At 66.8% G+C, this 25,658-nt stretch carries 20 protein-coding genes and 1 tRNA gene; 12 read left to right on the plus strand and 9 right to left on the minus strand.

Going from position 1 to position 25,658, the window contains the following annotated elements; translation table 11 throughout:
* Nucleotides 1–10: 10 nt before the first annotated feature.
* Nucleotides 11–1,426 (plus strand): cytochrome P450, encoded by a 1,416-nt coding sequence (locus PS060_RS07485; protein WP_273986581.1) that lies wholly within the window; start codon nt 11–13, stop codon nt 1,424–1,426.
* A gap of 106 nt (nt 1,427–1,532) precedes the next feature.
* Here the strand turns inward: PS060_RS07485 and PS060_RS07490 are convergent, their stop codons facing one another.
* Complete coding sequence (locus PS060_RS07490) at nt 1,533–1,694, minus strand: DUF1674 domain-containing protein (protein ID WP_273986582.1); 162 nt, start codon at nt 1,692–1,694, stop codon at nt 1,533–1,535.
* Between the two features lie 56 nt (nt 1,695–1,750).
* Here PS060_RS07490 and PS060_RS07495 point away from each other — a divergent pair, with 56 nt between their 5' ends.
* A complete protein-coding gene (locus PS060_RS07495) occupies nt 1,751–3,016 on the plus strand; it encodes an RsmB/NOP family class I SAM-dependent RNA methyltransferase (protein ID WP_273986583.1) in 1,266 nt (421 codons plus the stop codon).
* A 107-nt stretch (nt 3,017–3,123) separates the two neighbouring features.
* On the opposite strand, the gene msrA is transcribed toward PS060_RS07495, so the two are convergent.
* A complete protein-coding gene (gene msrA / locus PS060_RS07500) occupies nt 3,124–3,669 on the minus strand; it encodes a peptide-methionine (S)-S-oxide reductase MsrA (protein WP_273986882.1) in 546 nt (181 codons plus the stop codon).
* A gap of 143 nt (nt 3,670–3,812) precedes the next feature.
* On the opposite strand from msrA, the gene PS060_RS07505 reads away from it, so the two are divergent.
* The 5 genes from PS060_RS07505 to PS060_RS07525 all read left to right on the plus strand — a co-directional run bounded on the left by PS060_RS07505 (nt 3,813) and on the right by PS060_RS07525 (nt 7,029).
* Complete coding sequence (locus tag PS060_RS07505) at nt 3,813–4,694, plus strand: class I SAM-dependent methyltransferase (RefSeq protein ID WP_273986585.1); 882 nt, start codon at nt 3,813–3,815, stop codon at nt 4,692–4,694.
* Nucleotides 4,695–4,712: 18 nt separating this feature from the next.
* The gene (gene aguB / locus PS060_RS07510; RefSeq protein ID WP_273986586.1) at nt 4,713–5,579 is read left to right on the plus strand and encodes an N-carbamoylputrescine amidase; all 867 of its coding nucleotides are present in this window, start codon (nt 4,713–4,715) and stop codon (nt 5,577–5,579) included.
* Nucleotides 5,580–5,604: 25 nt separating this feature from the next.
* Nucleotides 5,605–6,069, plus strand: a complete 465-nt coding sequence (gene folK / locus PS060_RS07515) for a 2-amino-4-hydroxy-6-hydroxymethyldihydropteridine diphosphokinase (protein WP_273986883.1) — start codon at nt 5,605–5,607, stop codon at nt 6,067–6,069.
* A 32-nt stretch (nt 6,070–6,101) separates the two neighbouring features.
* A tRNA-Lys gene (locus tag PS060_RS07520) sits at nt 6,102–6,177 on the plus strand.
* A gap of 186 nt (nt 6,178–6,363) precedes the next feature.
* Nucleotides 6,364–7,029: a hypothetical protein gene (locus tag PS060_RS07525; RefSeq protein WP_273986587.1), complete on the plus strand. Its 666-nt coding sequence runs from the start codon at nt 6,364–6,366 to the stop codon at nt 7,027–7,029.
* On the opposite strand, the gene PS060_RS07530 is transcribed toward PS060_RS07525, so the two are convergent.
* Complete coding sequence (locus tag PS060_RS07530) at nt 7,026–7,745, minus strand: queuosine precursor transporter (protein WP_443112409.1); 720 nt, start codon at nt 7,743–7,745, stop codon at nt 7,026–7,028. The genes PS060_RS07525 and PS060_RS07530 overlap by 4 nt on opposite strands.
* Before the next feature lie 215 nt (nt 7,746–7,960).
* On the opposite strand from PS060_RS07530, the gene PS060_RS07535 reads away from it, so the two are divergent.
* The 3 genes from PS060_RS07535 (at nt 7,961) to PS060_RS07545 (ending at nt 14,032) form a co-directional block, all read left to right on the plus strand.
* Nucleotides 7,961–9,442, plus strand: a complete 1,482-nt coding sequence (locus PS060_RS07535) for a NupC/NupG family nucleoside CNT transporter (protein ID WP_273986588.1) — start codon at nt 7,961–7,963, stop codon at nt 9,440–9,442.
* Between the two features lie 42 nt (nt 9,443–9,484).
* On the plus strand, nt 9,485–10,414 hold the full coding sequence (locus tag PS060_RS07540) for an isopenicillin N synthase family dioxygenase (protein ID WP_273986589.1): 930 nt from the start codon (nt 9,485–9,487) through the stop codon (nt 10,412–10,414).
* Nucleotides 10,415–10,699: 285 nt separating this feature from the next.
* Nucleotides 10,700–14,032: a TonB-dependent receptor gene (locus PS060_RS07545; protein ID WP_273986591.1), complete on the plus strand. Its 3,333-nt coding sequence runs from the start codon at nt 10,700–10,702 to the stop codon at nt 14,030–14,032.
* A gap of 117 nt (nt 14,033–14,149) precedes the next feature.
* Here PS060_RS07545 and PS060_RS07550 read toward each other — a convergent pair whose 3' ends face one another.
* Nucleotides 14,150–17,113 carry an ATP-binding protein gene (locus tag PS060_RS07550; RefSeq protein ID WP_273986593.1) on the minus strand — a complete coding sequence of 988 codons (2,964 nt, stop codon included), beginning with the start codon at nt 17,111–17,113 and terminating at the stop codon, nt 14,150–14,152.
* A gap of 328 nt (nt 17,114–17,441) precedes the next feature.
* On the opposite strand from PS060_RS07550, the gene PS060_RS07555 reads away from it, so the two are divergent.
* Nucleotides 17,442–18,170, plus strand: a complete 729-nt coding sequence (locus PS060_RS07555) for an energy transducer TonB (RefSeq protein WP_273986595.1) — start codon at nt 17,442–17,444, stop codon at nt 18,168–18,170.
* A gap of 19 nt (nt 18,171–18,189) precedes the next feature.
* Here PS060_RS07555 and PS060_RS07560 read toward each other — a convergent pair whose 3' ends face one another.
* The 5 genes from PS060_RS07560 to PS060_RS07580 form a co-directional block, all read right to left on the minus strand.
* Complete coding sequence (locus PS060_RS07560; RefSeq protein ID WP_273986597.1) at nt 18,190–20,739, minus strand: HWE histidine kinase domain-containing protein; 2,550 nt, start codon at nt 20,737–20,739, stop codon at nt 18,190–18,192.
* Entirely contained in the window at nt 20,736–21,338 is a 603-nt protein-coding gene (locus PS060_RS07565) for a biliverdin-producing heme oxygenase (RefSeq protein ID WP_273986599.1), read from the minus strand. Before PS060_RS07565 ends, PS060_RS07560 begins: the two co-directional genes overlap by 4 nt.
* Nucleotides 21,339–21,478: 140 nt before the next feature.
* Complete coding sequence (locus tag PS060_RS07570) at nt 21,479–21,778, minus strand: polyhydroxyalkanoic acid system family protein (RefSeq protein WP_273986601.1); 300 nt, start codon at nt 21,776–21,778, stop codon at nt 21,479–21,481.
* Nucleotides 21,779–21,793: 15 nt separating this feature from the next.
* The gene (locus tag PS060_RS07575) at nt 21,794–22,606 is read right to left on the minus strand and encodes a hypothetical protein (RefSeq protein ID WP_273986602.1); all 813 of its coding nucleotides are present in this window, start codon (nt 22,604–22,606) and stop codon (nt 21,794–21,796) included.
* A complete protein-coding gene (locus tag PS060_RS07580; RefSeq protein WP_273986603.1) occupies nt 22,606–23,817 on the minus strand; it encodes a toxic anion resistance protein in 1,212 nt (403 codons plus the stop codon). Before PS060_RS07580 ends, PS060_RS07575 begins: the two co-directional genes overlap by 1 nt.
* Before the next feature lie 214 nt (nt 23,818–24,031).
* On the opposite strand from PS060_RS07580, the gene PS060_RS07585 reads away from it, so the two are divergent.
* On the plus strand, nt 24,032–25,615 hold the full coding sequence (locus PS060_RS07585; RefSeq protein ID WP_273986604.1) for a TIGR00341 family protein: 1,584 nt from the start codon (nt 24,032–24,034) through the stop codon (nt 25,613–25,615).
* Nucleotides 25,616–25,658: the final 43 nt, after the last annotated feature.

Raw genomic sequence — 25,658 nt, forward strand, 5'->3', positions numbered from 1 at the left:
TCGACGTCACATGGCCACCCTTGCCGAAGCCCCGACCGCCCGCGACACTGCACCTGCCGATGCGCCCCGCCACTGGAGCGAGCTGCGCCTTACCGAAGCCGATCTTGCCCACATTCCGGGCGAAGCGGGCTGGCCGGTGGTCGGCAACACCTTCACCATGCTCGCCGATCCGCACGCCTTTGCCGAGCGGATGATCAAGACCCACGGCAAGGTCTACAAGAACCGCGCCTTCGGCGGCTGGCAGGTCGCGCTGATCGGTGCCGAGGCGAACGAGCTGCTGCTGTTCAACAAGGACAAGATCTTCTCGTCAGAGCAAGGCTGGGGCCCGGTGCTTGACCAGCTCTTCCCACGCGGGCTGATGCTGATGGACTTCGACCATCACCGGATTGACCGCCGCGCGCTCTCGATCGCGTTCAAGCCTGAACCGATGCGGCACTATTCGGGCGCGCTCAATCGCGGGATCGCCCGCGAAGTGGCGACCTGGGCCGGGCCGAAGGCGTTCTACCCGGCGATCAAGAAACTCACCCTCGATCTCGCCGCCGACAGCTTCATCGGCCTGCCCTGGGGGCCGGAAGCCGACAAGATCAACGAGGCCTTCGTCGACATGGTGCAGGCCTCGGTCGCGCCGGTGCGCAGGCCGCTGCCTTTCACCAAGATGAAAAAGGGCGTCGACGGGCGCGCCTTCCTCGTCGACTACTTCACCCGCGAGACCCTGCGCCGCCGCGCGGAAGGGGGCGGGCAGGATATGTTCAGCCAGTTCGCCACCGCCACCCGCGAGGACGGGAGCCTGCTGCCGGTCGACGAGGTGGTCGATCACATGAATTTCCTGATGATGGCGGCGCATGACACCATCACCTCCTCGGCGACCTCGCTGATCTATCACCTCGCCACCAACCCCGAATGGCAGGAAAAGGTGCGCGACGAGATCTTCGCGGTGACCGGCGGCCCGGATGGCGACGGCAATCCGCGTGCCCTCGACTACGACGATCTCGCCAAGCTCGACCTCACAGAAATGGCGTTCAAGGAATCGCTGCGGATGGTGCCCCCGGTGCCCTCGATGCCGCGCCGGGCTTTGCGCGAATTCGAATATGGCGGCTATCGCATCCCGGCAGGGGCAATGGTGGGGATCAACATCTACTGGACGCACCATTCCGAGGAATATTGGGACAAGCCCTTCACCTTCGATCCGATGCGCTTCACGCCCGAACAGGTGAAGGCGCGGCACAAATATGCCTGGGTGCCCTTCGGCGGCGGGGCGCACATGTGCCTGGGGCTGCACTTTGCCTATATGCAGGTGAAGATCCTGCTCGCCCAATTGCTCCAGCGTTACCGGATCGAAGCGGCGGCGGGTTACAATCCCGAATGGCAGGACTGGCCGATCCCGCAGCCCAAGGACGGGCTGAAGGTCACCTTCACGCCGCTCTGAGGGGGCGGCGATCTAGGGCGTCAGGGCCATTGTTTCACGTGAAACATCGCCAGGGCGCGACAAGACACGACAAAGACCCGTCACCAACGCGCCGGGCGGGGCGCGCCTAGAAATCGACCGCGATTCCGTCGCCGCGCTCCCAGTCGCCATAGCGGGTGGGGGAGAGCTTCTCGTCGTTGGTGACCGCCTTCGGGGCCGGCACGGGGTCGTTGGTCCAGTGGGCGGGCTTCTTGAAGGCCTTGGCGGCTTCGGACTTTTCTCGGGTCATGCTGTCCCAAATGCCCATGCTGGCGCTTTGTTTCAATAAGCGTTAGGCGCGCGGGCATGGCCCAACCCCCCGGACTCCCCGTGCGCCGCGCTGCGCTCCGCCTGCTCGATGCCGTGTTCCGGCGCGGCGAGACGCTCGAACAGGCCGAAGGGACGGCGCTTGCCGACATTCGCAAGGCGCCGGACCGTGCGCTGGCCAAGGCGATCGCGGGGGAGACGCTGCGCTGGCTGACCGATCTTGACGCCCTGATCGACAGCGCCACCAAGCAGCGCCTGCCCGATGATGCCAAGGCGCGGATGGTGCTGCGGCTGATGCTGGCCCAGGCGCTGCGGCTCGACACCCCGCCCCATGCGGTGATCGCGACCGGCCTCGCGCTGCTGGATGGCGGGCCGCGCAGGCTGGCGCATGGGGTGTTCTCGGCGGCCATAAAGACTGGGGGGGTGAAGCAGGGGGCGGCGCTGCCCGAGGCGCCGACCTTGCCCGAACGGGTGGTGGAACGCTGGGGCGCGGACAAGGCCGCCGCGATTGCGCCGGGCCTTGCCTTCCCGCCCGAACTCGATCTGGCGCTGAAGGATGCTGCCGAAACCGCCACCCGCGCGGTGGCGATGGGCGGGGTCAGCCTCGCACCGGGGCACATTCGCCTGCCGCGCGGGAGCGCGGTGGAGAGCCTTGAAGGCTTCAAGGCGGGCGGTTGGTGGGTGCAGGATCTCGCGGCTTCGATCCCGGCGCGGTTGCTGGGGGCGGGTGAGGGGCGCTCTGCGCTCGACCTGTGCGCCGCGCCCGGCGGCAAGACCATGCAGCTGGCAGCAAGCGGATGGAAGGTCACGGCGCTCGATATGTCGAAGCGGCGGCTCGACCTGCTCAAAGACAACCTCAAGCGCACCGGATTGAAGGCCTCGCCGGTGCGCGCCGATGCCCTGACGTGGGAGCCCAAGCACCGCTTCGACGCAATCCTGATCGACGCGCCCTGCACCGCAACCGGCACCTGCCGCCGCCACCCCGATGTGCTCCACCGGATCGGCAAGGGGCAGGTGGCCGAGATGGCGGAACTGCAACGCGCGCTCGTGGCCAAGGCCGCCGAGTGGCTCAACCCCGGCGGCGTGCTGGTCTATGCCGTGTGCTCGCTCGAGGCCGAGGAGGGCGAGGAACAGGCCGCGTGGATCGACGCCGAGCTGGGCCTGACGCCGAAGCCGATCACGGTAGAGGAGCTGCCTGCTGGCCTCGCCCCCACAAGCGAGGGCTGGCTGCGCACCCATCCGGGGATGCTGGCCGATGAAGGCGGGCTCGACGGATTTTTTGTCGCGCGGTGGGTGAGGGCATAGGCCACGCCCGTCTTCCCGGGCTTGACCCGGGACCCCGCTTTCTTCCGCCAAGGCCAAAGGCAGCGGGGCCCCGGCTCGGGGGCCGGGGAGACGAAATTGGTTCGACCTCAGTCCTTCACATACTTCTGAAAGCTCTTGCGCAGCTTCATCAGCTTGGGCGGGATCACCGCAAGGCAGTAGGGGTTGCGCTGGCCTTCGCCGTCCCAGTATTCCTGATGGTAGTCCTCGGCCGGATACCACTCCGCCGTCTGCACGCCGCCCGACAGGCCTTCGATGGTGGTGACGGCCACCTTGCCGTTCTCGGCATTCCAGCGCGCGATCGCCGCCTCGGCCTCGGCGCCCTGCGCGTCCGACAGCGGGAAGATCGCGCTGCGATACTGGGTGCCGATGTCATTGCCCTGCCGGTTCAGCTGCGTCGGATCATGCGTGCCGAGGAACACGTCGTAAATCTCGGGCAGGCTGATGACAGCCGGGTCGAAGGTCACGCGGATGCCTTCGGCATGGCCGGTGGTGCCGGTGCAGACCTCCTTGTAGGTCGGGTGCGCCTTGGTGCCACCGATATAGCCGCTCTCGACGCTCGCGACGCCCACGACATCGCGGAACACCGCCTCGGTGCACCAGAAGCACCCGCCGGCGATGATCGCCGTTTCCATGTTGCTCATCGAATTCTCCATTGCTTTCGCCCAGAGATAGGCCAGCATCCGGCCATTGCCAGAGTGCATTTTTTGCGCCCTACCGCTGCAGCCTTTCTGGCCCTAGACACAGCCCATTCGCAAACCCTCGGGAGAGAGTTACCATGAAGAAACTGATCCTCGCCCTCGCCACCGCGAGCGGCCTTGCCATCGCCGCGCCGACGCTCGCCGATACCCACGCAGGCCACGGCACCGAGGTGGACGAGGCCCACATCAAGGACACCGCGCATTTCATGAAGATGCACGGCGAGCAGCTGTCCGCCGCGATCCAGCACCCGACCCGCAAGGAAGACGCTGCCCGCGACGCCTTCCGGCACCCGGCCGAAACGCTCGCCTTCTTCCATGTCGGCCCCGAAATGAAGGTCGGCGAATATGCGCCCGGCGGCGGGTGGTATTCGCGCCTGCTGGGCCACTATCTGGGCGGTGAGGGCCAGCTGGTCGGCCTCTATGCCAACCCGCTGACCGCCACCACCGATCCGGCGCGCCAGCAGCGCATCCGCGACACCGCGGCGGGCTTCGGCAAGGAAGTGGCAGGCTACACCGGGCTGCCGGCCGAAAAGTTCAGCGGCATCACGCTCGACAATCTCGAAGGCCAGAAGGGCACCTTCGACCGCATCTTGGTGATGCGCGCGATGCACAACCTGCTGCGCAGCGGCACTGCCGATACCGAACTGCGCGCGATGCGCGAGCTGCTCAAGGATGATGGCCTGCTCGGCATCGAACAGCACCGCGCCAAGGCCGATGCGCCGTGGTCCTACGCCAACGGCACCAAGGGCTATCTGCGCCAGCAGGACGTGATCGACTTCATGCGCGTCAACGGTTTCGAACTGGTCGCCACCAGCGAGATCAACGCCAACCCCAAGGACAGTGCCGATCACAAGGACGGCGTGTGGGAAATGCCCCCGGTGCTCTCCACCAAGCGGCCCGAGCTTCAGGGTCTGGGCGAAAGCGACCGCATGACTCTGCTGTTCAAGAAGGCGAAGTAATAAGGTAGGGGCGGCGGCATGACCGCCATCACTGTCGCCGCCCTTCAGCTCCCCCTCGGTTCCGAGGACGAAGCCGCCAATATCGCCGCCGTCTCGGCACTGGTCGAGGAAGCCGCCGCCAAAGGCGCGCAGCTGATCCTGCCGCCCGAACTGTTCTCCGGCCCCTATTTCTGCCGCGAGGAGGACGAGGCGCTGTTTGCGCTCGCCCGCCCGACGGCTGAGCACCCCAGCGTGATCGCGATGCAGGCGCTCGCGGCGAAGCTCAAGGTGACGATCCCCACCAGCTACTTCGAGCGCGAAGGGCACCACTATTACAACACCCTCGCCATGATCGGCCCGGACGGCGCGGTGCAAGGCACCTATCGCAAGAGCCACATTCCCGATGGACCGGGCTATGAGGAAAAGTACTATTTCCGCCCCGGCAATACCGGCTTCAAGGTGTGGGATGTGCCGGGCGAGGATGGCGCTGTCGTCCGCGTCGGCGTGGGCATCTGCTGGGATCAGTGGTATCCCGAATGTGCGCGCGTCATGGCGCTCTTGGGCGCAGAACTGCTGCTCTATCCCACCGCGATCGGCTCGGAACCCTATGACGCCGACCTCGACACCAGCCGGATGTGGCGGCGCGCGATGATCGGCCACGCGGTCTCGAACTGTATGCCTGTGGTGGCAAGCAACCGCATCGGCACCGAAGGCGGGCAGCGCTTCTACGGGCACTCCTTCATCTCTGACGAATGGGGCGATCTGGTGGGGGATTACGGCGCAAGCGAGACCGGCATCCTGGTCGCCCGGCTCGACCTCGCCCGCGCCGCGACCCACCGCGCCGGGATGGGCTTCTTCCGCGACCGCCGTCCGCAGCTCTACGGACGCATCGCCGAGGACATTTGAGCTGAGCAGCACCTATCTCATCGCGCTGGGGAGCAACCGGCGGCACCACCGCTATGGCGATCCGCGTGATGTTGTGCGCGCGGCGATGGAGGAATGCGCCGCCTTCGGCACCGTGACCGCGCGTTCTCCCGTGCTTGGCACGCCCGCGATGGGCGCAGCATCGCGCCGCTTCGCCAATGCCGCGCTGGTGCTGGCAAGCGCGCTCGATCCGCCGTCGCTGCTTGCGGCGCTCAAGCGCACCGAGCGCGAATTCGGCCGCCGCTCCGGCCAGCGCTGGGGCGACCGGGTGCTCGATTGCGACATTATCCTGTGGAGCGGCGGAGCATGGCGCTCGGAGGGATTGGTCATCCCCCATGCCGCCTTCGCCCAGCGCCGCTTCGTCCTCGATCCCGCCTGCGCCATCGCCCCCGACTGGCGCACGCCCCCGCACGGGCTTAGCCTTGCGCATCATCAAGCCCGCTTGACCCGCCCGCGCCCCCTGCCTAGGTGAGCGCGCCTGCCGCCTCCGCGCGGCACCAGAGTGGGCCCGTAGCTCAGTAGGTAGAGCAGCTGACTTTTAATCAGCGGGTCACAGGTTCGAATCCTGTCGGGCTCACCATTCTTGTTTTTCGCAGCCGCCTCCGCGGCTGCATCCTCGCTAGACGTCCTCCGCTACGCTGCGGACCCGCTGCGGGCGGGCGGTCGCCCTTGCGGTCGCTTTGCGACCGATTGGGTGCGATGTGGAGAGGCTGTCTGTTGGCAACCTCGGCTCGACAATTCTCATCGTCTCTAGCACTGACGTCCGATGAACACCTCGTCCGACAATCAACCCGCGCGCCGCCCGCTGCTGCCATGGCTGATTGCCGCGCTTGTCGGGTGCATCGTGCCTGCCGGCGTGCTGGCGATGGCTGGCGATGCGCGCACCACGGCCCCGGTGTTTGCGGTCGGGCTGATGGGGGCGGGGATGATCCCGGCCGCCATTGCCGGGCGCTTTCGGGTGGGGGTGATCGCCGCCTTGCTCAACGGGGCGGGCCTTGTGCTTCTGGCGCTGGCGCTCGGATTGCCCGCGTTTGGTGATCCGCTTGCTGCCGTGCTCGCCGCCGTTATCGCCAGCACCAGCTTTGCCGCGCGCGGGAGCCTGTTTGCGCTTTCGGCCGCTCCGCGGGGCTGGTGGGTTGCGCTCGCCATCGTTGCGGGAGAGGCGGCGGTGCTGCTGACGGCGATTGCCATGCCGGGCGCATGGCCGGGCTGGGTGCTGGCGCTGCTACCGGCCCAATGGGCGACGATCGCGCTTCAGAGCGCGCTGACCGGCACGGGCACGCGGCTTGCCGCTGCGGCCTTGATCGCGCTTGCAGGGACGGCGGCAGCGACCGCGCTGGTCACCCGCCTATGGCCGCGCCGCTGGCCCTATCTCGTGATGTTCACCACTTGGGCCGGCCTGTCGGCGCTGGTGTGGGAAGCGATGGCCTAGCTCGTCTTCTTCGCGTCAAGCCAGCGCGCCGCCCGCACCCCGAAGGTGATCAGGAACGGCACCATCACCAGGCTCAGGAAGACCTTGGCGAGCACCTGCCCGATCATCAGATCGGTGATGTCGAACTCGCCGTAGAAGGCGAGGGTGATGAAGATCACCGAATCGACCGCCTGCGAAAGCGCCGAGGCCACCGCGCCGCGTATCATCAGGCCGATGGTGCTCTCCCCATCGCCGCTGCCGCGCAGCCGGTCGAAGATCCAGATGTTGAGGAGGAGCGAGGTGATGTAGCTCGCCGGGCCCGCCATCCACACCCGCCAGGTCGATGCATGGACGCGCTCGAAGGCGGCAAGATCGTCAGGGCGGAAGGCGATCATCTCCGAGGATGCGGGCAGGGCCAGCACCAGCTGCATCAGCAGCGCCGACAGGCCGAGCGGGAAGAAGCCCCACCACACGATCCGCTTGGCCGCATCGCGCCCGTAAAGCTGCGACAGCGTGCTCGAAATCACCACCAGCAGCAGGAAGGGGAAGATCCCGCTTTCGACCGCAAGGCTCGTCGGCGGCAGTTGCACCTGCTTGTAGGCGAGCACGCCCGCCAGCACTGTCATTCCGCCATAGAGCAGGGTGTAGACGAACATTCCGAGCGGCATCGAAACACCCGCAGGCGTGGTGGCAGCGAAAGGGGCGGCGGCCGGAGCGGCGGTGGCGGGCTGATCCATGTTGTGGGTGCTAGCCAGCGCGCGAACAAAAGAAAAGCGCGCGCATTGTGCCTGTCACCGGCGCAGGGGCCGGTGTTTGTGACAGCGCGCTGTCGCATCCGGCTTGCAAGTGCTGCCGCAAACTGCCACGCCCAGCCGTGCTGCGTGTGGGACTAGCTGTCCTGCGTGCGGGGGATCGGATCACTTTTCAAAGCATCCAGGGATTAATCGCTGCCGTGAACGGAAGTCTCACGTCCACCTTGCTGAGCCTTGCAGGCGTGCTCGCCATTCTCGCCATCGCTATCGCGCTGTCTTCGGCGCGGCGGCAGATCAATCTGCGCGTGGTGGGGTCAGCCTTCGCCTTGCAGGCGATCACCGCGCTGATCGTGCTGCGCACCGATGCGGGCGTCGCCGTGATCGGCGGGCTTTCGCAGGGCGTGATCGCGCTGCTCGATTTCTCCAAGGTCGGGATCACCAGCGTGTTCGGCGCGATGGAGACCAACCCCTTCGCCAACACCTTCGTCATCGCCGCGCTGCCGGTGATCGTGTTCTTCGCGGCGATCGTCTCGATCCTCTATCACCTCGGCATCATGCAGCGGCTGGTGCGCTGGGTGGGCGGGGCGATCGGCTGGATCACCGGGATCAGCAAGGTCGAGGCGCTGGGCGCGGCGGCCAACATCTTCGTCGGCCAGTCGGAAAGCCCCCTGGTGGTGCGGCCCTATCTCGCCGCCCTCAGCCCCTCGGGCCTGTTCACGCTGATGGCGGTGGGGATGGCGGGCGTGGCGGGCACGATCCTTGCCGCCTATGCCAGCTTCATCGGCGAGGACGCCGTGCCCTTCCTGCTGGCCGCGGCGTTCATGTCGGCGCCCGGCGGGATCCTGATGGCGAAGATCATGATGCCAGATCAGCCGCAAGGGCCGACGGGTTACGAAGGCTCGGTCGCAGCGGCAGCCGTCGCACGGGCGCGCGGCAAGGCCAATGCGCTGGCTGAAGCGACCCGCGTGGTGATGTATGACGAGAACGGGCAGGAGGTCGAACTCCCCCAGGCGCGGATCAGCGCGGTTGGCCCTGCCTCGATCCTCGAAGGCGGCGCCAAGGCAGACGAGGTCAGCGCGGCGGAGACTTTCGAGGAAGGCCAGCGCCCGGCCAACATCATCGAAGCCGCAGCGCAAGGCACGCAGACCGGCGTGAAGCTGGCTGTGGCCGTGGGTGCGATGGTGATGGTGTTCGTGGCGCTGGTGGCGCTCGCCAACGGGATGCTGGCGGGGATCGGCGGCGGCATCGTCAACCTCGCGGCAGGCGCCGGCGCGCCGCTTTCGCCCGAGGCGGCGGCGTGGCTGTCGACCCTCAGCTTCCAGAAGCTGCTCGGCTATCTGTTTGCGCCAGTGATGTTCCTGATCGGCATTTCCGACTGGGATCAGGCGCAGATCGCGGGCGGGCTGTTCGGCACCAAGATCGTGCTCAACGAATTCGTCGCCTTCATTGATCTCGGCAATATGCAGGGATCCGAGCTGACCGCCCGCAGCCGCGCGATCATTACCTTCGCGCTGTGCGGCTTTGCCAATTTCTCCTCGATCGCGATCCAGATGGCGGTGACTGGCGGGCTTGCCCCCAACCAGCGCCCGGTGATCGCCAAGCTGGGGCTGAAGGCGCTTGCGGCAGGCAGTCTCGCCAATCTGATGAGCGCGGCGCTGGCGAGCCTGTTCCTGCCCTACTGACCTCTTGGCAGGCGCCTGCACGCAGGTGTAAGGGCGCGTCCCATGATCAACATCGCATCCGTCAGCCTCGCCCAGCCGCTTGAAACCATCGCCGACGAATTGGGGCGCAGCTTTGGCGAGTATGGCTTTGCCGTGGTGCGCGATCACGGCATTCCGCAAAGCCTGATCGACGAGGCCGAGGCTGTCTCCAAGGCCTTCTTCGCCCTGCCGGCCGATGTGAAGCGCGCTTACAAGATCGAGGGCCGCGGGGGCGCGCGCGGCTACACCCCGTTCGGCACCGAGAAGGCCAAGGACGCCGAGGTGTTCGACCTCAAGGAATTCTGGCACGTCGGGCGCGATCTGCCCGAAGGCCACCCGCTCAGTGAATTCATGGACCCCAATGTCTGGCCGACCGAGGTCGAGGGGTTCCGCGAGACCATGAGCGCGCTGTTCAGCGCCTTTGAAGTCGCCGGTGGCCGCGTGCTTGAGGCGATCGCGCTGCACCTCGGCCGCCCGCGGGATTTCTTCGCTGCGAGCGTGGAAGACGGCAATTCGGTGATGCGCCTGCTCCACTACCCGCCGCTGGGCGAAGGCGCGCCCGAGGGTGCGATTCGCGCGGCGGGGCATGAGGACATCAACACCATCACGCTGCTCCTCGGTGCGGAGGAAGCGGGGCTCGAACTGCTCGCCAAGGACGGCCAGTGGTATGCGGTGGATGTGCCTGCGGGCGCGCTGGTGATCAATGTCGGTGATATGCTCCAGCGCCAGACCAATGGACGGCTGCGCTCGACTACGCACCGGGTCGTCAACCCGCGCGGGGAAGCGGCGCGGCGGGCGCGCTATTCCATGCCGTTCTTCCTGCATTTCCGGCCCGATTTCCTGATCGAGCCGCTGCCCGAATGTGTCGATCCGGCCGACGCGAATCCCCCGCCGCCGCCGATCACCGCGCATGATTACCTCATGGAGCGCCTGCGCGAGATCAACCTCGCCTGACCTCGGGGCTGGCCCCCGCTCCGGCGGGTCTGATCCTGCCCTATTGATGTGCCTCAAGAAATTCACTTCGGGCGTTGCTGCGATGCAACACCCGTCGGCGGAACGCGCGCAAATCCGACACTTTTCTGGCGTTCGGAGAGACTCGCACTAAGGAATCGCCGCGTCGCGTCAGGGCGTTTCATCAAACTGTCACAGAACAGTCGCTTTGCCGCAAGCGTTCCGGCCTAGGGCAGGCCACATCACGTCAAGCTTATCACTCTCCACCAGTTACCAGGGGCCTCATCCATGAAGCTTAAGTATCTCCTTGCGGCGAGCATCGTCAGCCTTGCTGCGACCACCACCATCGCCACGCCGGCGTTCGCGCAGGAAACCACCTCGTCGGTGCGCGGCGAAGTCGTCGATTCGAGCGGCAACCCGGTTGTCGGCGCGACTGTTGTCGTCACCCACGTGCCCTCGGGCACCCGTTCGGTGCAGACCACCGACGCATCGGGCGGCTTCAACGCTGCCGGTCTGCGTCTGGGCGGCCCGTTCTCGGTCTCGGTGACCGCCGATGGCTTTGAGGCTGCCGAGCAGGAAATCGGCTTCCTGGCCGCTGGTCAGGCCCAGCGCATCAGCGTGGCTCTGGCCGATGCCGGTCAGACCATCGTCGTCACCGGCGCGCGCCAGAAGTCGGCGATCACCCTTTCGACCGGCGCGGCCACCGTGCTGACCGCCAACGACATCGCCGGTGTGGCCAACATCAACCGCGACGTCCGCAACCTTGCCGCGCGCGATCCGCTGGTGACGCTCGACGCCACCAACAACGGCGCGATCACCATTGCCGGCCAGAACAACCGCTTCAACCGCTTCACCGTCGACGGTGTGGCCTTCGGCGACCCCTTCGGCCTTGAATCGGGCGGCCTCGTGTCGTCGCGCGGCCCGGTGCCGCTTGACGCGATCGGCGAATTCTCGGTCGAAATTGCGCCGGTCGACATCCAGCAGGGCTTCTTCCAGGGCGGTGCGATCAACACCCAGCTCAAGTCGGGCGGCAACAACTTCACCTTCATGGGCGCCGCGTTCTACCAGAACGACGATCTGCGCGGTTCCAAGGCGGACAACCTGCGTCGCATCGGCGCGTTCGACTCGCAGGTCTATGTGGCGCAGGTCACCGGCCCGATCATCAAGGACAAGCTGTTCTTCGCGGTCACCTACGAACGCACCCGTGACACCGTGCCGGCCGACGTTTCGCCCTCGCAGCTCAACATCACCGATGCCGAGATCGCCAACATCAGCTCGATCGCGCAGACCGTCTACAACTACGACACGCTCGGCGTTGCCAGCGACATCGTCGAAAAGGACGACAAGCTGGTCACCAAGCTGGACTGGAACGTGGCTGACGGTCACCGTCTGACCGCCACCTACATCTGGAACGACAGCGCGCTGCTCGCCGGCCAGACCGGCACCGGCCAGATCACCGCCGTCAACCCGACCTACAACCTGCTGTCGAACAACTACACGCAGGGCGCCAAGAACCACTTCGGGATCCTGCAGTCGAACAACCAGTGGTCGGATGCCTTCTCGACCCAGCTGCGCGTGTCTTATGCCGATTACGTGCGTCTGCAGGTTCCGCTGGGCGGGCGCGAGTTTGGCCAGTTCCAGGTCTGTCTCGATCCGACCAACCCCACCACCGGCACGCCCGCTCAGGGCGCTGGCCCGCTGGTCTGCACCCCGGCGCAGCAGCGCATCCAGTTCGGCCCGGACGTCAGCCGTCAGGCCAACGAGCTCGACAGCCAGTCGCTGGCGATCGAATTCGCTGCCACGCTGAAGGTTGAAAACCACACCCTCAAGCTGATCGCCGAGCGTCGCCGTCAGGACGTGCGCAACCTGTTCGCCCAGCGCGTGTCGGGTGCGTTCTATTTCGACAGCATCGCCGATTTCCAGGCGCGTCGTGCGAACGAGCTCGACTATGCCGTGCCGCTGCGCGGCGGGATCGACACCGTCACTGCCGAATTCCAGAACAACAGCTGGACCTTCGGTATCAGCGACACGATCGACGTGACCGACAACCTCACCGTGGTGGCCGGCGTGCGTTACGATCTGTTCGATTCGCCGGATCGTCCGTTCTTCAACGAGTTCTTCCTCCAGCGCTTCGGCTTCCCGAACACCTCGAGCCTCAACGGGCGCGACCTGTTCCAGCCGCGCTTCGGCTTCAACTGGCAGCCGACCGATCGTCTGCAGGTGCGCGGTTCGGCCGGCCTGTTCGGCGGCGGCAACCCGCTGGTGTGGATCTCGAACAACTTCTCGAACCCCGGGCCGACGCTCCAGCGCATCCGTCTGCGTCGCAACGCCGACGGCACCTTCACCACGCCGGATCAGGCCGCCATCGGCCTGACCACCGCGCAGGTGCAGACGCTGGGCGCTGCCACGCTGAACAACGTCTCGGGTGGCCCGGGCGTGCCGCAGGCGCTGATTGACGCCGTGCGTCAGGCCGGCTTCTCGCTGTCGCCGACCAACGCGCTCGACCCGAATTTCGAGCCGCCCTCGCAGTGGCGTTTCTCGGGCTCGGTCGACTATGAAGCCGACTTCGGCTTCCTCGGCGATGGCTGGAACCTCGGCGTCGATGTCATCTATTCGAACATCAACAACGCGCTCGAATGGACCGACCTGCGCACCGCCGAGCGGACTGACGCCACCTCGACTCTGCCTGACGGGCGCCAGCGCTACACCGTGCTGCCGGGCGCTTCGGGTGAAAACACCGATATGCTGCTGACCAACACCAGCTTCGGTGAAAGCTGGAACATCGTTGGCCGCTTCGACAAGGTGTGGGATTCGGGCTTCTTCCTGAACGGTTCGTACACCTATCAGGACGTGACCGATCAGAACCCCGGCACCTCGTCGGTGGCGCTGTCGAACTACCAGAACACCGCCTTCTTCGACGCCAACTTTGCGGCACAGGGGATCGCCAACTACCAGCGCGATCACCAGTTCCGTCTGGGCGCGGGCTTCGACAGCGAGCTGTTCGGCGACAACAACACCCGGATCGAGTTCTTCTACAACGTCCGTTCGGGTCAGCGTTACAGCTTCACCATGAACGATCCGACCCCGGGCCGTTCGTCGGTGTTCGGCGGCGTCGAGCGTGCCAGCCGTGGTCTGCTCTACGTGCCGAACGTGAGCAGCATCACCGCCGATAGCCGCGTCAGCTACGATTCGACCGCCACCTTCACCGCCGTGCAGGCGCTGGTGCAGGGTTCGGAGCTGAACGAATATCAGGGCCAGGTCGCGCCGAAGAACATCGGCAAGACCCCCTGGGTGCACAAGCTTGACCTTTCGGTGCGTCAGGAAGTGCCGTTCGTTCTCGGCGGCAAGCTGGAACTGATGGCCGACGTCGAAAACGTGCTGAACCTGATCGACAAGGATTGGGGCACCATCCGGCAGGTCGGCTTCCCCTACACCGCGTCGGTGGTGAACGTGCAGTGCCTTCAGGCGGTCACGCCGAGCGGCACGACCGGCACGCTGGCGACGACGACCGCACAGCCCTGCGCGCAGTATCGCTACTCCAGCTTCCGCGCGCCGAACGAAGCGACCAACATCAACGGTTCGCTCTGGGGCATCCGCTTCGGGGTTCGCGTCCGCTTCTGATCGCGGCAGAACAGCTGGCACAAGCAAGAGGGCGGCCCGGCAACGGGTCGCCCTTTTTGCTTGCCGTGATCAAGGGGATCGGCGTGCGCTGGGCGTGTCTGTGCGCCAGTGCCCCGATCAGTTCCGGGCGTAACGGGTCTGGTCAGCGCCCGAGGCCTGATCGAGCAGCGCTTGTGCCAGCGCGGCCCGATCCGCAGCACTTCTGGCTGCCTTGAGCGCCCGTTCCAGCGCGCTTGCCGCCTCGCCCAGCTGCGGCTCGCCAAACATCGCGGCGGTGCCTGCGAGCTTATGGAGAAGCCGGGCGAGCGTTTCGATCTGTGTGCTGGCAACCTCGCCCTGCTGGGTCAGTGCGCCCTCGCGCAGCGCGGCAGCCACCGCCTCCACCGCCTCGCGCCGACGGGCCTCCCAGCGCGCGACCAGCTGCGGTGAGCGTGCCAGTTGCGATGCCCGTGCCGCCGGGCCTGTCAGCGCCGGGTGAGACGACAGGGCTGCCGATCCGCCCGGATCGGCCTCGACGATGCGGGTCGGCAACCAGCGTTGCAGCGCGCGGGCGAGCTGGGTGAAGACCACCGGCTTGGCAAGGTGCGCCTGCATGCCTGCCGCGCGCGCTGCCGCAATATCTTCGGGGAAGGCATTGGCGGTCAGCGCGATCACCGGCAAGAGCCCCGGCCCGATCCCCTCGGCCCGGATCGCCCGGGTGGCGGACAGGCCATCGCAATCGGGCATCTGCACATCCATCAACACCAGATCATAGGGCCGCCCGCGCATGATCGAATCGATCACCATCGCCAGCGCCTCGTTCCCGTCATGCGCGACATCGACCTCCTGCCCGCAGCGCTCCAGCATCTCGGTTACCAGCAGACGATTGATGTCGTGATCTTCGGCCAGCAGGATTCGCGACGGTGCGATGGGGGCAGGGGGCAGCACCTGGCTTGGCTCATCAGCACCTCCCACCCGATCCGCAAACCCCGCCACTGCGCCGTCATCCGCTTCGGCCAGCGCGTGAGGCGGCACAAGCGTGGCAGGCAGCAGCAGCGTGAAGAGCGATCCCTCGCCCGGCGTGCTCTCGACCTCGATCCGCCCACCGAGCAGCGCGGCCAGCTGGCGGCTGATCGACAGGCCAAGGCCCGTGCCGCCGAACCGACGCCCCGTATCGGCCTCTCCCTGCGTGAAGGGGTGGAAGATGGTCTCAAGCTGCAAGGGACTGATGCCGATGCCACTGTCGGTCACGCTGACGCGCACCTCAAGACGGGTTATGCGGTAGCTGACCTGGATATGTCCGGCTTCGGTGAACTTGACCGCATTGCCGATCAGATTGAGCAGGATCTGCCGCAGCCGCAGCCCGTCGGTCAGCAGCCACGGCGGACGGGCCTCGGAATAGCGGCATTCGGGATCGTCCCCACAATCGCACACCAGATCGAGCGTCAAACCCTTGCGGGTCGCCGCCGGGCGATGCAGCGCGGCACATTCGGCAAGGCTGGCGTGGAGATTGACCGGTGCCCGATCAATCGTGAACTGCCCGCTCTCGATCTTGCTGAGATCGAGCACGTCGTTGAGCAGCATCATCATCGAACGGCCCGATTGCACGATCAGCTCGGCAAAGCGGCGCTGATCATGCGCCAATTCACCCTGAAGCATCAGTTCGGCGAACCCCAGCACACCGTTCATGGGTGTCCTGATCTCGTGGCTCATGTTGGCGAGGAATTCGGACTTGGCGCGCGCCGCGTTCTCGGCATGGCGGCGCGCGCGGGTCAGCAGCAGTTCCAGCTCGACCCGTTCGGTCACATCGCGCGCGGCCACCACCACGCTTTCGCCCACGCCGGTTTCGGGATGACGCACGAGGGTGCAATCCGCCTCGAGGAAAACGGGCGAGCCATCCGGCGCGTCGGCAAAGCGGCGATAGGTGACACGCTCGCGCTCGCTGGTGCCATCGAGCAGTCGTCCCAGCGCCTGCAGCGCCCGGTCGCGCGCATCGGGGTGCAGCCGCTCGCCGACATGGACGCCGACGAAGGTCGCAGGCGGAACCCCCATCACCTCCTGCACCGAGGGCGAGGCATAGGTGCACACGCCCTCAAGGTCGAACCTCAGGATTGCATCGCTGATGTTCTCCGCCAGCAGATCGACCTCGCGCTTGCCCGCTTCGAGCCGGGCCATCATCCGGTCGCGTCCGGCGAGGATGGCAGAGACCGGCAGGCCGGTCAGGAAATTGGCGGCGATGAAGGCCTGCAACAGGTGCAGCTGGGCGATCCCCGTGCCGCTGGCGGCGGCAATCGGGCCGTGGCCCGCCCAGGTCATCACCGCTGCCACCATCGCCACGCCCACGACGTGGACGGCGCTGCCCAGACTGCCGAGCCGGAACGCGTGCAAGAGCGTGACCGGCTGGATCAGGAACATCAGCGGATAATGGGTCTGATTGAACACCAGAAAGGCGCAGGCCATGCCCCCGCCAAGCAGCGCTGCACATTCGAGCGGGCGGGCCGGGGCCGGGGCGAGCCGGCCGCGCAGCCGATCAACCAGCAGCAGGGTCATAGGCACGATCAGCACCATCGCCATGCTGTCGGTCAGGAACCAGGTCATGGCTCCGATCCGCACCTCGTTCAGCGTGTCGCCCATCGCCGGTGCAGTGAGTGCCGCTGACAGCAGCGGGCCAACCAGCCCACCTGCCCAGACGAAGCGCGCCAGATCGCCGAGGCGGTTCATGTTGGGCTGCACGCCGTGTGCCCCAAGGCGACTGAGCACCAGCACGGCTCCGATCTCGACCATGTTGGCAAAGGAAAACAGCAGCGCCACACTATCGGGCAGTTGCACCACGCCGTTCGCGCCAAGGCTGGCGGCAAAGCAAGCGATCAGGAAGGGCAGTTCATTGCCGAGCCGCATCCGCAGCAGCAGCGCGACGGCGCAGGCATTGGGCAGCCAGATCGGGCTGACGTTTCCGCCGGCGTGGGCGAGCAGCAGGCTGAGGCAGGCAAGGCCGAGATAGGCCAGACCGCCGACGAGGGCGACGTAAAGGCTGGTGCGATCGAGTGGTCCAGCGGCAATTCCGGAGTCTTGTAGCCAGCGCAGAAGTTTTTTGATCGCCACATCAAGGGGTTGCAGCCACCGTCTGGCACGGGCCGAAGGCGACGGCGCTGCCTGCCCAGCTCTGCCATCGCGCGCGCGGCTGCCCGCCGGGTGCGCTCTGGCAGGGGCCGCGTTGATGGGGGCCGCGTTGATGGGGGCCGAGCCGATGGGGGCGCAGTCCGCTTCGGCATCCGGCGTTTCATCTGCGCCGGGCCGGTTGTGATCCAGTGCGCGCTCGATCGCTGCGCTCCATCGCCAATTGCCGGTGCTCTGCTATAGAGGCATCGCGCAAGTTGCGGGGACAACCGCATCCGTATCGGAGCGATCCTGCCAGAGGGGGCGAGCGGCCATGACACCCGAACCGGGCTACACGACACAGCGGCGCAAGCTCAGCTGGAAGCTGGTGAGTGTGCTGGTGCTGCTCCATCTGGCCGCGCTCTATGGCCTTGCGCGCGCCTTTGCGCCCGATTTCACCGCCGTGGTCGAGCGCGAGGTGGTGGCTGCTTTCACCGTGACAGTGACCGCCCCGCCCGAGCAGCCTCCGCCGCCCGAGAACCAGTCCGAACCGGATGAAGGGGCGCAAGGCGATCCGGGGCGCGATGCGACCGCGCAAGAGGTCACCAGCCCCCCGCCCAAGGTGCGCACAAAACCCGACAAGCCGCTCCCGCGCGCGGCATCGACCGGCACCGCCAACCAGTCGGGCGCGGCGCAGGCGGGCGACGGCACGGGCGCTGCGGGGCGCGGCGATGGCACCGGCAGCGGCAACAGCGGCAATGGGCGCGGAGGGGTGGCCGTGACCAAGCCGGTGCACATCTCGGGCCGGATCGACAATGCGCGCGACTTCCCCGTGCCGCCCGGCGGGCGCGAGGCGCGGCGCGGCACGCAGGTGGTGGTGCGCGTGATCGTCGGCACCGATGGCCGCGCGCGCGGTTGCACCATCTACCGCGCCAGCCCCGACCCTGAGGCAGATCGGATCACCTGCCAGCTGGTCGAAAACCGCCTCGGCTTCCGCCCGGCAACCGATGCCAATGGCAACCCGGTCGCAGCGCCGTTCTACTGGCGCCAGCAATGGTTCTGAAGCGCGCCGGCGGGGGCCGTCAGCTTTCGATCAGGAGCCGTTCGATCTCGGTCATCCCATAGGGCTTGCGCAGCACCGCCGCCGCGCCCATCCGTTCGAACCCGCCCGCGCCCTCGGCATAGCCGGTTGCCAGCACAAAGCGCACGCCGGCCGCGCGCAAGGCCTCGGCAATCGGCTCGGAACTCTCGCCGCCGAGGTTGAAGTCGATGATCGCGAAATCGGGGCGGGCCTCGGCAATCGCTGCCAGCGCGCCGGTGACCGAGCTTTCCAGCCGCACATCGCCCACCCCCAAACGCTTGAGGTTTTCCTCGGTGTCGAGCGCGATGATGATGCTGTCTTCCACCACCAGCACCCGCGCCGGCTGCATCGCGGCAAGCGGTGCTGGTTCCCTGTGCGCCTCGTTGCGCGGCACTGCGACGCGGCGGATCCGCTCGCCGTCGGCGGGGGCGAGATGGCGCGAGGGGATGAGGAAATCGGCTTCGACCCCGCTCAGCTTGTAGCGCACATCAGCCTCGCCCTGGAGGTCATGGGGGATCGAGCGGGTGATGATCGTCGAACCGAAGCCATGCCGGGTCGGCGCGGTCACGGGCGGGCCGCCGCTTTCGCGCCAGCGCAGCGCCAGATCGCCAAAGGCGGTGCGTGCCAGCGTGATATCGACCGTTCCCGCCGATGCAGACAGGCTGCCATACTTGGCCGAATTGGTCGCCAGTTCATGCACCACCAGCGCAAGGATCGTGTAGGCCTCTGGCGTCACCAGAACATCATCGCCCGTCAGCCGGAGCCGCGCGCGGCTCTCCCCGCAATAGGGCGCAAGCTCTCCTTCGATCAGGCGGGTGAGGCTGGCCGGCCCCCAGTTCCTTGCCGTGATATTGTCATGCGCGGCGGCAAGCGCGGCGATGCGCCCGCCGACGATCGCGGCAAAGCCGGGCACGCTCAGCGCCTCAGCCTGCGATTGCGACACCAAGGCGCGGATCAGGCCGAGGATGTTGCGCACCCGGTGATTGAGTTCTGCGATGAGCAAATCCTGCTGCTGCGCGGCCCGCGCGCGCTCCCGCGTGAGATCCTCGCTCATGCGCAGGATCACCTCGATCAGCGTGCGGCGCAGCCGGGCGGCGATTTCGCATTCTTCCGCCGTCCAGTCGGCCGAATGGCCGCGCACGGTTTCGGACCAGGCGGCAAAGCTGGCGCGCGGCTGGAGCAATTCTCCTGGCGCGGCGACGGCTTTGGTCGGATCGCCGGCCCAGGTCACCACCCGTTCGAGCGGACGGCGCCACAGCACCAGCGAATCGCGCGTGCCGCGCGACAGCGGAAGCACCAGCGCGCCTGCCACCTTGTGCGCAAAGCCGGCGGCCTCGGGCACCTGATCGGCGAGCCGGGTCGAGGCATGGGTCGCCCCGCCCAACGTACTGGCGAGAAGCGGGGCGAGGCTGCGGAACTCGGCTTCCTCGGGAGCCTCACCACTCGCGCGATACTCCCCGTCGGCAAACAGCGAGATGCCGTCGTGCTGGATCGTGCCGCGCAGCAGCTGTTCGATCATCGGCAGGCTGTCAGCCAGGCTCACCCCGCCCGCAAGGCGCAGCAGCAACCGGTCGTTCAGCTGCCGCGCCCGTTCGCGCAAGGCGTCGGCCTGGGCGACCAGCAGCCGGTCAAGCATCAGCGAGAAGGTCTGGCTCAGCAGTTCGGCCACGGTGCGCAGCGAATAGGGCGGCAGGCGCGGCGTGCGGTGATGGCAGCTGATCATGCCCCACAGCCGGTCGTGGCGCACAATCGCTATCGCCAGGGACGCGCCCACGCCCATGTTGCGCATATAGGCCAGGTGCATCTTCGAATGGGCGCGCAGCATCGACATCGACAGGTCGAGCGGGTCGCCCTCCGGCCCCGTCGCAGGGACGATCGGCACGGCGTCGGCATCCATGTCGGCGATGATGCGGAACCGGTTGCGGCGGAACAGCTCGCGCGCTTGCTGCGGGATGTCGGCGGCCGGATAGCGCAGGCCGATGAAGGGTTCGAGCGCCTCGTCCCGGTCCTCGGCGATCACCTCGCCGCTTTCGTCGGGGTGAAAGCGGTAGATCATCACCCTGTCATAGCCGGTCATCTGCCGCACCAATCGGGCGGCGGTGTCGCACAATGCGGCGAGGCTGCTGGCCTGTTCGAGCTGGGCGATCACCGGCACGATCATGCTGACATGGTCGGCAAAATCATTGCGGGCGTGGGGCTCGAACTCGATGATCGCCAGACCGCAGGCGCGGTGCACGGCGCAGTCGAACAATGCCCCGGTGCCGGTCAGATCGAGCCCGAAGCGGCGTTCCGGCGTGTCGATTCCGGCAAGGCTGGCCAGCGCCGCTTCAAGCGCTGTGCAGGCTGCGGGCGCGATCACTGCGGCGAGCGGCGTGCCGGGCTCAGGATGTTCGGCCAGCCCCAGCAGATCGGCTGCATTGGCCGAGGCATGAGCCAACAGCCCTTGCGCATCAACCGCCAAGAGGCCGCCAAAACCCTGCACCGCCGCGATATGGTGGATCGCCTCGCGGTCGCATTCGGTCAGCGTGTCGCTGCGCTGGTGAAGGTTCATGCCGGAACGCTTTCAGCGGCGCGGCCAGACGCGTCGTCCTGCAATGCGACCGCAAGGAAGTGCGCGAACACGGCCTCGGCCGCATGGGTTGCGCCTTCGGCCTCGGCTGGGTCAGCGGGGGCTTCGATCCGGGCGCGCAGGCCTTGCCAGAAGGCCATCATCGCATCGTCGCCGAGGAAGGCGACCGGCCATGTCCCGCCTCCGATGCGGGCGACCTGCTTGGCAATCGCCTTGTTTCCGAGCGCCGATCCGGCGAGCACCCACGCGGTGCCGAGCGCTGATCCGGGGCCGGTGCGGCCCAATGTGAACAAGGGTGCGGGCGCAGGGGCGGAAACGCCGAGCCGGGCAAGATCAATCGCGATCAACGATGTCTGCACAGGCGGGCAGAGCGCTGGCGGCGCATGGGCCGCAAGCCACGCCTCCAGCGGCGCGCGCGCGGCGTGCTGAAGCGCGAGGAAGCGGGCGTAATCGCTGCGGGTCTGCCAGCCGCTTGCAGCCTGCATTGCGTGATCGAGCAGATCATGCGCGGCCATGGTGGCGGCGCGCAGATGGGTGCGCAGGCTTTCGCCCGGCTGAGACCGCTTGCTGGCCGACGCCATAGTGCCCGTCCTTCCCGCCCGAATCGGCCCCGTGTCCGATTTGCCCGACGATCCCGACTGTAAGGCAAATTAGGCAAAAAATTGTGTCAATTATTTATGACACAAGCGGCGGTGATTGGCAATTGCAAGCGGGCGCGCAATCAGGGCGCGAGCAGGCGACCGGCCTCTTTCTTCACCGCAGCCTCCAGCGGGCCTTTCATCACCGAGAGCAGCAGCGGCAGATCCATCTCGATCACCACTTCATTGTCGCGCACTTCGACCCCGCCGGGGATCGACTGGCCCATCACCTCAGCCATGATGCTCATGCGGTCTTCGCTCGGCCAGCCGGTGGTGACCTTGGCAAGCCCGGCGGGAAAGAAACTGCCGATCTCGTCGGCGTGCTTGTGCATCCGGCGGCGAACCTCGTCCTTGCCGAGCGAATGGGGAAGGGTCACGCGCATGGTTCAGCGCTCCTGCTATTTGGACTGCTTGCTGGGGATCGCCGAGAAATCGGGCAGGGGCACCCCGGTGTCGGGCATTTCGCGCATATCCTCGAGCGCTTCGGCCCCGCCATAGCGGTATTCGAGATAGCGGCTCTTGATCGCCAGATCATCCAATGCGCCCTCGGCCAGCCGCCGGGTCACCCGGTCAACCTCGCCCGAAAGCTTGGTGAGGCTTTCGGTGAGGCGCTGGTCGGCGGTCTTTCCGGCATATTCCTCGGCGCGCAGATGCACGGGGATCTTGCGATAATTGTCGATCGTCTCGGGGATATACTCGCCCACCAGCTCGCGCACTTCGGCCATCGCCGGCTCGTTGTCGCCAAGGCCTTTCAATTGCAGCCCGAGCGCATCCAATTGCACACCCAGCTGATCGACCAGTGTCTGGGCGGGCGGGGGCAAGGCAGGGCGCTGCGCTTCGAGCCACAGTTCGGTGCGGGCGACCATCTGCGCCGGGTTGCCGAGCTTCAGCTCCTCGCGGCGGGGTGTCTTGACCTTCGGGTAAAGACCCAGAACCCCGACCGCGACCACGGTGGCGAGCAGCGTCGCCATGAAGCCCCAGAACAGCAGCGGGCCGATAACCGCGCTGAAAATCCCGGCACCGATCCAGATCGCCACCACCGCAAGCGCGATGTTGCGCACGCGCTTGAGCAGCGCCTTCATCTTCACCTCGGCCGAACCCTTGCCGATGCTTCGCGGCCCGGGCCGGTGCGTCCCGCCATCGCGCTGCACTGCGAGGCTGGTCTTCGCCTCGCGCAGGATGCGGTCGGAATCGCGGGTCGTGTCGGGCATTATTTATCCAGCGCCAGCAAGGAAGGCGTCTGCGAGGCGACCTTGGCCTGCGCCTGCGCCTGGCCCTCGGCACGGGCGATATAGCCCTTGGACTTTTCGACCTCGGCGGTCAGCACGGTGACGGTCTGCTTCATGGAGTCGAGCGCGCGCACCTTGAAATTGTCGACCTCGTCCATCGTGTCGTAGATGTTCTGGAAGGCGCGTTGCAGCGTTTCCAGCGGGATGGTGGAGGACGCCGCCTGTTCGTGGATCTGCGCGGTCTGTTCGCGCAGCAGCGTGCTGGTGGAATCGATGATGTCGCTGGTGGTCTTGTTCAAGGCCGTGATCTGGCCGAGCACGAGGCGCTGGTTGGTCATCGCCTGCGCCACCGTCACCGCGGTGCGCAGCGCGCCCACGGTGGTGGTGCTGGCACGGTCGACGCCCTTCACCAGCTCGACATTGTTCTTCTTGACCAGATCGAGCGCGAGATAGCCCTGCACGCTCACCGCCATCTGGGTCAGCAGGTCCTGCGTGCGCTGGCGGACATAGAACAGCGCGGATTCGCGCAGCGCCTTGGCCTTGGCGGGGTCAACGCTGTCGAGTTCCAGCGCCTTGGCCTCCAGCCGTTCGTCCAGCGTCTTGGCGATGTGGATCATCTGCTCGAGCTCGCCCATCGCGGCCCACAGCTTCTGCCGCTCGGTATCGATCGCGGCGTTATCGAGGTGCAGTTCCTTCTTGCCGCTTTCGAGCCGCTGGAGGATCGCCGCGATGTGGGTCTGGGCACTGGAATAGCTGTCGAAGTAGTTCTTGATCTTGTTCCCGAAGGGGATGATCCCGAGGATCTTGCGCGGCCCCGAAAGCTTGCCTTGCCGGCCCGGATCGAGATCCTCGACGGTGCGGCGCAGTTCGGCGAGATCCTTGCCGACAGAGCCATCGGCATCCATCGCGCGCACCGGACGGTCGAGGAAGCGGTTCGACATTGCCGCGGCCGCGCGGATCTGTTCCTGCCCCATGCGGGTGATCTGGTCGACCTTCTCGCCGAACTGGGGCGAATTGGCATCGACGCTGACCAGCTCGTTGACGAAGGCATCGACCTTGGTGTCGAGCTTGGACTTCTGTTCGGTGGTGACCGGCACCAGCCCTGCGGCCTGCTCGGCTGCGACCACCGGCACCGGATCGGGCGGGGTCAGCGAAAACGGGGTCGCGGTGGCCGTCTGGGTCTCGGTGCTCATGGCTTGTGTCTGCTCCCTCACATCCCGCGTGTCTGCGCCGGGACAATCCCGACTGTATTAGTGATCTAAAACACGCCTTTCAAGCGGGCGCGCGCATCGTAGCCGCGAATGGGCCTGCGCGTCCATCGCTGCGACATGGGGCGCAGATGGGTTGGCATTGCAGCCGGGCGCGGGCTATCCCGGCAAGAATGACCCTGCAACCACAAGGCGATGCATGAGCAACGAACCGACGACGAACGCCTCTCCCGAAGCCGCAATGGCCGCCGAGGGCGCAGGTGACAGCGCGCCCGCCAAGCCCGCGGCTGCGGCCAGTCCTCACGTCGGCCTCAGTGGCATCATCGCTGCGACCCGCGAATGGTGGACGGTTCACGTCATTGGTCAGGTCGATCAGGCCGAAGTGACCGAACGGCGGCGCGAGGACGGCAAGCTGTCCGAGCACTACCTGTTCATGACCGCGATGAGCGGCGGGATCGCGATCCTTGGCCTGCTGCTGTCATCGCCTGCCGTGGTGATCGGGGCCATGCTGCTCTCGCCGCTGATGGGCCCGATCATGGCGCTGGGCTTTGCCCTGGCGATTGGCGACTGGGAGTGGCTCAAGCAATCGGCACGCACCCTTGCGCTGGGCAGCGTCATGGCGGTGCTGCTGTGCGCCGCGCTGGTGTTCGTCTCGCCGATCCAGACCATCACCTCCGAGATCGCCGCGCGCACCCGGCCCAATCTGTTCGATCTTTTCGTGGCGCTGTTTTCGGCCCTGGCCGGCGCCTATGCGATGATCCGCGGGCGCGAAGGTGCGATCGTGGGCGTGGCCATCGCCACCGCGCTGATGCCACCGCTCGCGGTGGTCGGCTTTGGTCTTGCGACCTGGAACTGGACGGTGTTTTCCGGCGCACTGCTGCTGTTCGTGACCAACTTCATCACCATCGCGCTCACCGCCTTTGGCATGGCCAAGCTCTACGGATTTCGCGCCAATCTCACCAAGGGCCAGTCGCAGGCGCAGAATTTTGCGGTTGTGGCGGTCATCTTTGCGCTGGCCGTGCCGCTGTCCTTCTCGCTCCAGCGGATCGCGTGGGAGACCAACGCGCAGCGCATCGTGCGCTCCGAAATCCGGACGCAGTTCGACGGGCGCTCGCAGCTTGATGCGCTGGAGATCGACTTTGCGGCCGACCCCGTCACCATCCACGCCGTCGTCTTCACCCCCGCTCTCAAGCCCGAGGTCGAGGCGGCGGTGGCCGAGGCGCTGGCCGAAAGGCTGGGTGAGCCGGTGGCGCTCGATCTGGTGCAATATGAGGTCGGCACCAACGAATCCGCAGCCGAACGCGCGCAGCTGTCCTCGGCCCGTGCGCGCGAGGATCGTGAGGCCTCGGCCCGCGCCGAGGCGCTGGGGATGCGGCTGGCGCTGGCGGCAGGCGTGGGGACGGACGATGTCCTGCTCGACGAGACCCGCCGCCGCGCGATGGTGCGCGCCAAGCCGCTCGCGGGAGCAAGCCTTGCCACCTATCGCGCGCTGGAAACCCGGATCGCAGGCACCGAGCCCGGCTGGCGGATCGCGCTGATCCCGCCTGCCAGCGCGCTCGATGCGGCCATCGCCTTTGACGGCGACACGCCGAGCGAGGCGGGCGCCGCGACGCTCGAACTGGTTGCATGGAGCGCGCTGCGGCTTGATCGCGGTGTGGTGCTCACCGGCCCGGCGCGGGAGGGTGAGGCGGCAGCGAGTGTGCTGCGCGACAGCGGCGTTGCTCTCACCCTGCGCGCTGGCCCCGCGCCCCTGCGCGCCAGCTGGGCAAGCGACAGTCCCTAGCCGCCAAGCCAGGCTTTCTGCACCCGGCACGGTGCGCGTGTCC

It is taken from the genome of Erythrobacter sp. BLCC-B19, assembly GCF_028621955.1.
Lineage (GTDB): Bacteria > Pseudomonadota > Alphaproteobacteria > Sphingomonadales > Sphingomonadaceae > Erythrobacter.